The organism is Kitasatospora sp. NPDC030952 (genome assembly GCF_055571335.1).
Map to the genome: position 1 here is coordinate 22518 of NZ_JBVIFM010000008.1, position 8146 is coordinate 30663.

General features: G+C 74.0%; 1 protein-coding gene (running past one end of the window). It reads right to left on the reverse strand.

All coding sequences use genetic code 11. The features are described from left to right. Positions 1-8117 carry the start of an SDR family NAD(P)-dependent oxidoreductase gene (locus ACZ47G_RS16500; protein ID WP_465743182.1) on the reverse strand. 22369 nt of this gene lie to the left of the window's left edge, so the window shows 8117 of its 30486 coding nt (coding positions 1-8117); it begins with the start codon at positions 8115-8117; its stop codon lies beyond the left edge, outside the window. Between the last annotated feature and the right edge of the window lie 29 nt (positions 8118-8146).

An 8146-nucleotide genomic window follows, 5' to 3' on the forward strand; every position in this document is an offset into this window, starting at 1 on the left:
ACCGCCTCGGCGCCGGCCGGCGGCCACACGCTCGCCTCGAACTCCGCCGGTGCCGCTCCCGTCCCGAGCACACCGGTGGCGTGGAGGGTCCAGGACGTCGGGTCCGCCTCGTCCGGCCGGGTGTGCACGGTGAGCGCGCGCCGCCCGGACGCGTCGGGCTCGCCGACCCACACCTGCACCCGCACGCCGCCCTGCTCCGGCAGGACGAGCGGCGCGGCGAGCGTCAACTCCTCGACCAGGTCGCAGCCGACCTCGTCCGCGGCGCGCACGGCCAGCTCCACCAGCGCCGTGCCCGGCACCAGGACCGAACCCAGCACGACGTGGTCCGCGAGCCACCCGTGCGACCGGGCCGACAACAGGCCGGTGAACAGGTAGCCGTCCGTGTTGACGAGTTCGACGGCCGCCCCCAGCAGAGGGTGCTCGGCAGCAGCGAGGCCCGCGAGCCGAACGTCTCCACCGCGCGCGAGGGTGACCGCCGGCCAGTAGTGCCGGTGCTGGAACGCGTACGTGGGCAGGGCCGCGGCGCGGGCGCCGGACCCGGCGAACAGGGCGGCCCAGTCGACGGGCACGCCGGAGACGTGCAGGCGCGCGAGGGCGGTCAGGACGGTCGCGTCCTCGGCCTGGTCCTTGCGGAGGACGGGAGCCAGGACGGCTTCACCGGTGAGAGAGGCAGCCGCCAGTGCGGAGAGGACGCCGTCGGGGCCGAGCTCGAGGAAGCGCGTGACACCCGCGGCTTCCAGCGTGCGGATGCCGTCGGCGAAGCGGACGGCCTCGCGGACGTGACCCACCCAGTAGTCGGGCGAGGTGAGGCCCTCCGCCAGTCCGCCGGTCAGGTTGGAGATCACCGGGATCGAAGGATCTTGGTACGTCAGCCCGTTGAGGACCGCCCGGAAGTCCGCCAGCATCGGATCCATCAGCGGCGAGTGGAACGCGTGGGACACCCGCAGCCGCGTGGTCTTGCGGTCGGCGAAGTGCTCCTCGATCGCCGCGACGGCCTCCTCCGTGCCCGAAACGACCACCGAAGTCGGTCCGTTGACGGCGGCGATCGACACGAACTCGCCCAGCAGCGGCAGGACTTCGTCCTCCGTCGCCTGCACCGCCAGCATCGCACCACCCGACGGCAGCGCCTGCATCAACCGGCCACGAGCACTCACCAGGGCGCAGGCATCAGCCAGCGAGAACACCCCGGCCACGTACGCCGCCGCCACCTCACCGATCGAGTGCCCGGCCACGAACTCGGCACGGACGCCCAGGGATTCGACCAGCCGGAACAGCGCCACCTCGACGGCGAACAGCCCTGCCTGGGCGTACTCCGTCCGGTTCAACAGCTCCGCGTCCGAACCCCACACCACGTCCCGCAGAACCGGGTCCAGCTCCCCGCACACCTCGTCGAAAGCCCGGGCGAACACCGGGAAGCGGTCGTACAACTCCCGCCCCATCCCCAACCGCTGCGACCCCTGCCCCGAGAACAGGAACGCCGTCCCGCCCTCACCCGCGAGCCCCCGGGCCACCTCGACGCCGTCCACGAGCACCGCCCGGTGCGGGAAGAGCGACCGCCCGGCGAGAGCGAACGCCACATCCGCGGCTGGGAGTTCACCGACCGCCGCCAGCCGTGCCACCTGCGCGTCCAACGCCGCCTCGGACTTCGCGGACACCACCCAGGGCATCGCCCCCGACGTCGTCGCCGCGTCCTGCACGGGCGCGGACCCGCCCTGCTCCTCGCCCTGCTCCAGGATGACGTGCGCGTTGGTCCCACTGATCCCGAACGACGACACGCCCGCCCGGCGCAGACGGCCGGCCTCCGGCCACTCCTGGGCCTCGGCCAGCAGCTCCACCGCGCCCGCCGTCCAGTCGACGTGGGACGAGGGCGCGTCCACGTGCAGCGTGCGCGGCAGCAGACCGTGCTGCATCGCCAGCACCATCTTGATCACGCCCGCGACACCGGCCGCGGCCTGGGAGTGGCCGATGTTCGACTTGATCGAGCCGAGGAGCAGCGGCAGTTCACGGCCCTGCCCGTACGTCGCGAGGAGGGCCTGCGCCTCGATCGGGTCGCCCAGCGTCGTCCCCGTCCCGTGCGCCTCCACGGCGTCCACGTCACCGAACGACAGCCCGGCGCTCGCCAAAGCCTGCCGGATGACGCGCTGCTGCGACGGGCCGTTCGGCGCCGTCAGGCCGTTGGACGCGCCGTCCTGGTTGACGGCGCTGCCGCGCAGGACCGCCAGCACCCGGTGCCCGTTCCGCCGGGCGTCCGACAGCCGCTCCAGCACGACGACACCGACGCCCTCGCCCCAGCCCACACCGTCCGCCGCGTCCGCGAACGAACGGCACCGGCCGTCGGCCGACAGGCCACCCTGCCGGGAGAACTCCACGAACGTCCCCGGCGTCGACATCACCGTCACACCACCGGCCAGCGCCAGCGAGCACTCACCGCTGCGCAGCGCCTGCGCCGCCAGGTGCATCGCCACCAGCGACGACGAGCACGCCGTGTCCACCGTCACCGCCGGGCCCTCGAAGCCGAAGGTGTAGGACACCCGGCCCGAGGCGACGCTCGGCGCGCTGCCGTTGCCCCGGAAGCCCTCGAACTCCTCGCCGTCCAGGAGCGAGCGGTAGTCGGTGTACATGATTCCCGCGAAGACGCCGGTCCGGCTGCCACGCAGCGACACCGGGTCGATGCCGGCCCGCTCGAAGGCCTCCCAGGAGGTCTCCAGCAGCAGACGCTGCTGGGCGTCCGTCGCCAGCGCCTCGCGCGGGCTCATCCCGAAGAACTCGGAGTCGAACTCCCCCGCACTGTGCAGGAACGCGCCCCGCCGGGTGTACGACGTGCCCGGGACGGACCGGTCCTCGTTGTAGAGCGAGTCGAGGTCCCAGCCTCGGTTGACCGGGAAGTCGGACACCGCGTCCACGCCGTCGGCCACCAGCCGCCACAGGTCCTCGGGCGACTCGACGCCACCCGGGTAGCGGCAGGCCATTCCGACGATGACCACCGGGTCGTCCGACAACACCGGGAGCACCGCCGGGAGTTCCTCGGCCTCCTCGGCACCGAACAGGCCGTCCAGAACGAAGCCGGTCAGCGCGCTCGCCGTCGGGTAGTCGAACACGACAGTGGCCGGAAGCCGGAGACCGGTCACCGACTTGAGCCGGTTGCGCAGCTCGACCGCCGTCAGCGAGTCGAAGCCGAGCTCCTGGAACGCCCGCGACGGGTCCACCGCCGAGCCGGAGTCGTGGCCCAGCACGAGCGCGATCTGCTCGCGCACCAGCTCCAGAACGGCCGAACGCCGCTCATCCCCGCCCAGGCCGGACAGTCGCTGCGCCAGGCCCGCCGATACCGCCGTACCCGCGACCACCGCCCGCCGGACCCGGCCGCGCACCAAGCCGCGCAGCAGGGCGGGGACCGAGTCCTGGGCCCGCAGCGCCGCGAGGTCGAGGCGGACGGGCAGGACGGCGGGCTCGCCCGCGGTGAGCGAGGCGTCGAACAGGGCGGCGCCCTCGGCGGCGGTGAGCTCCGGCATGCCCGCGCGGGCGATCCGGTGCAGGTCGACGTCGGCGAGGGTGCCGATCATGCCGCCGTCGCGGGTCCACGGGCCCCAGGCCTGGGAGACGGCCGGCAGGCCGAGGGAGCGGCGGTGCACCGCCAGCGCGTCGAGGTAGGCGTTGCCCGCCGCGTAGGCGGCCTGTCCCGGGCCGCCGAAGACGCCGGAGACGGAGGAGAACAGGACGAAGGCCGCCAACGCGCGGTCCTTCGTGGCCTCGTGCAGGTTCCAGGCGGCGTCCGCCTTCGGGCGCAGGACGGCGGAGACGCGCTCGGCGGTCAGGGAGCCGATCACGCCGTCGTTGATCACGCCCGCCGTGTGCACGACCGCGCGGATCCGGTGCCGGGCGAACAGGCCCGTCACCGCCGCCGGATCGGCGACGTCGCACGCCTCCACGACGGCCTCCGCGCCAACCGCTGCCAGCTCGGCGAGCAATTCGTCCGTACCCTCGACGTCCGCGCCCCGGCGGCTGACCAGCAGCAGGTTCCGCACGCCGTGCTCGACGGCCAGGTGCCGGGCGATGACCCGGCCCAGGCCGCCCGTGCCACCGGTGATCAGGATCGCGCCCTCACCGGCCCACTGGACCGGCTCGCCCGCCGACTCGGCCCGCACCAGCCGGGCCGCGAACAGCTCACCGTCGCGGACCAGCAGCTGGGGCTCCTCCAACCCCAGAGCGGCGGGCGGCAGTTCCTCCGAACCCGCCAGATCCACCAGAGCGAACCGGCCCGGCTCCTCCGACATCGCCGACCGCACCAGACCCCACACCGCAGCACCCGGCAGATCCTCACCCGCCACCACACCACGCGTCACCAACACCAACCGCGAAGCCGCGAAACGCTCCTCCGCCAACCAGCCCTGCACCAACCCCAGCGCCTGCGCTGTCCGCGCGTGCACCTCCTCGCCGGCCGTCTCGACCACCACCACCGGCGGCACCTCCGCCGGCACCTCCGCCAACGACGCAACCGTCACGAACTCCGGCGTGCCAGAGGCCTTCACCGGCACCCAGTCCACCCGGAACAGCCCGTCCCGAGCCGCCGCCGACTCCCCGCCCGCCACCGCGCGCAGGGCCAGCGACCCCACGGACGCCACCGGCAGCCCCTCGGTGTCGGCGACCGCCACCGCGACGGACTCCGCACCGGTCCGGGTGACGCGCACCCGCACCGAGGAGGCGCCGGAGGCGTGCAGCGACACGTCCTCCCACGAGAACGGCACGACGCCGTGCGGCAGCCCGTTGACGGCCGTCACGTGCAGGGCGGCGTCGAGCAGCGCCGGGTGCAGACCGTAACCGGCGCCCTCGGTGCCCTCCGGCAGGGCGACGTCGGCGAAGGCCTCGTCCCCGCGCCGCCAGGCCGCCCGGAGGCCCCGGAACACCGGGCCGTACGCGTAGCCGCCGTCGGCCATGCCCTCGTACAGCCCGGTCAGGTCGACCGCCTCGGCTCCGGCCGGTGGCCAGACGGACGGGTCGAAGGCGGCGCGGGTCTCCCCCACGGCCAGGACGCCGGTCGCGTGCCGGCCCCAGGCCCGGCCTTCGACACCCTCGGGCCGGGAGGCGATGGTGAAGGTGCGACGGCCGGTCCCGTCGGCCGCACCGACCCGCAGTTGCAGCTGGACGCCGCCGTGCTCGGGCAGGACGAGCGGTGCGGCCAGGGTCAGTTCCTCGACGCGGTCGCAGCCGACCTCGTCCCCGGCGCGGACGGCCAGTTCGAGGAACGCGGTGCCGGGCAGCAGGACGTCGCCGCGCACGACGTGGTCGGCGAGCCAGGGGTGCGACTGGCGGGAGAGCCGGGAGGTGAACAACAGGCTGTCGTCGTCGGAGAGTTCGAGCGAGGCGGAGAGCAGCGGGTGGTCGGCGGTGTCGAGGCCCGCGGCGCCGAGGTCACCGGCCGTCGTGGCGGCGGTGGCGGGCCAGTAGCGGCGGTGCTGGAAGGCGTACGTCGGCAGGTCGACCAGGCGGACGGCGGTGCCGACGAAGAGGGCGGACCAGTCGACGGGCGCTCCGGTGACATGCAGGCGGGCGAGCGCGGTCAGGACAGCCGTCTCCTCGTCCTGGTCCTTACGGAGGACGGAGACCGACACGGCGTCATCGGAGAGGGAGGAAGCCGCCAGCGCCGTCAGGACACCGTCGGGGCCCAGTTCCAGGAACCGGGTGACGCCGGCGGACTCCAACGCGCGCACGCCGTCGGCGAAGCGGACGGCCTCGCGGACGTGGCGCACCCAGTAGTCGGGGGTGGTGACGTCTGCGCCGAGGGTGCCGGTGAGGTTGGAGACCAGCGGGATCGAAGGGGCCTGGTACGTCAGCCCGTTGAGGACCTCACGGAAGTCCGCCAGCATCGGATCCATCAGCGGCGAGTGGAACGCGTGCGAGACCCGCAACCGCGTGGTCTTGCGGTCGGCGAAGTGCGCCTCGATCGCCGAGACCGCCTCCTCCGTTCCGGACACGACGATCGAGCGCGGGCCGTTGACGGCCGCGATCGACACGAACTCGCCCAGCAGCGGCAGGACTTCGTCCTCCGTCGCCTGCACCGCCAGCATCGCACCACCCGACGGCAGCGCCTGCATCAACCGACCACGAGCACTCACCAGCGCACACGCGTCAGCCAGCGAGAACACCCCCGCCACATGCGCCGCCGCCACCTCACCGATCGAGTGCCCGGCCACGAACTCCGGCCGCACACCCAGTGATTCGACCAACCGGAACAGCGCCACCTCGACCGCGAACAACCCGGCCTGGGCGTACTCCGTACGGTTCAGCAGCTCCGCATCCGAACCCCACACCACCTGACGCAAAGCCGGATCCAACCCCGCACACACGGCATCGAACGCCTCCGCGAACACCGGGAACCGGCCGTACAACTCCCGCCCCATCCCCAACCGCTGCGACCCCTGCCCCGAGAACAGGAACGCCGTCCGGCCGCCCCGGACCGCGCCCTCGACGGCCCCGCCCGTCCCCGCCGCCAGCGAGTCGAGCCCACGCAGCAGTGCGTCCCGGTCCGAACCGACCACCACGGCGCGGTGGTTGAGCATCGACCGGCCGGTGGCCAGCGCCGCCGCGACGTCCCCGACCGGAAGACCGGTCGCGGCCTCGCGCAGGCGGACGGCCTGGGCGCGCAGCGCCTCGGGTGTCCGGCCGCTCAGCACCCACGGCACGACGGCCGGAGCCGGAGCCGGAGCAGCCTCCTCGGCCTCCTCGGCCACGGCCTCGTCCGCCTGCTCCAGGACCACGTGCGCGTTCGTCCCGCTGATCCCGAAGGCGGATACGCCCGCCCGGCGCGGACGCCCGGTCTCCGGCCAGTCCCGGGCCTCCGTCAGCAGTTCGACGGCGCCGACCGTCCAGTCCACGTGCGAGGACGGATCGTCGACGTGCAGGGTGGCGGGCAGCACGCCGGCGCGCAGCGCCATGACCGTCTTGATCACGCCCGCGACGCCGGCCGCCGCCTGGGCGTGGCCGATGTTCGACTTGACGCCGCCGAGGTAGAGCGGCCGGTCCGCGGGCCGGTCCTGGCCGTAGGTCGCGAGCAGGGCCTGGGCCTCGATCGGGTCGCCGAGCGTCGTGCCGGTGCCGTGGGCCTCGACGGCGTCGACCTGGTCGGGCGTGAGGCGGGCGTTGGCGAGGGCGGAGCGGATGACGCGCTGCTGGGAGGGGCCGTTGGGGGCGGTCAGCCGGCTGCTGGCGCCGTCCTGGTTGACGGCGGTGCCGCGGACGACGGCGAGGACCTGGTGGCCGAGGCGCCGGGCGTCCGAGAGCCGCTCGACCAGCAGGACACCGACCCCCTCGGCCCAGGAGGTGCCGTCCGCGGCCTCCGCGAAGGGCTTGCAGCGCCCGTCGGCGGCGAGGCCGCGCTGGCGGGAGAACTCGGTGAACAGGCGGGTGGTCGGCATGACGGCGACGCCGCCGGCGACGGCCATCGCGCACTCGCCGGCGCGCAGCGACCGGACCGCGAGGTGGAGGGCGACGAGGGCGGAGGAGCACGCGGTGTCGACGGTGACGGCCGGGCCTTCCAGCCCGAGGGTGTAGGCGATGCGGCCGGAGAGAACGCTGACGGCTCCGCCGGTGAGGAGGTGGCCCTCGGTCTCCTCGCTCTGGCGGGCGAGGGAGCCGTAGTCGGTGTCGGCGCCGCCGATGAACACCCCGGTGTCGCTGCCGCGCAGGGCGGCGGGGGCGATCCGGGCGCGCTCGATCGCCTCCCACGCGGTCTCCAGGAGGAGCCGCTGCTGCGGGTCCATGGCGAGGGCCTCGCGGGGGGCGATGCCGAACAGCTCGGCGTCGAAGTCGGCGACGCCGTCGAGGAATCCGCCGTGGCGCACGTAGCTCTTGCCGGGGGTGCCGGGGGCGGGGTCGTAGAGGCCCGCGGTGTCCCAGCCGCGGTCCTCCGGCAGGTCGCCGATGGCGTCGGTGCCCTCGGCGACGAGCTGCCAGAGGTCCTCCGGGGTGCGGACGCCGCCGGGGTAGCGGCAGGCCATCCCGATGATCGCGATCGGCTCGGCGTCCCTCGCCTCGACGGACTCCAGGCGCAGCTTCGTGCGCCGCAGGTCCGCGGTGACCTTCTTGAGGTAGTCGCGGAGCTTGTCCTCGGAGGTGCTGGCCATGGGTGGGAAACCTCGCAGTTCGGAAGGGT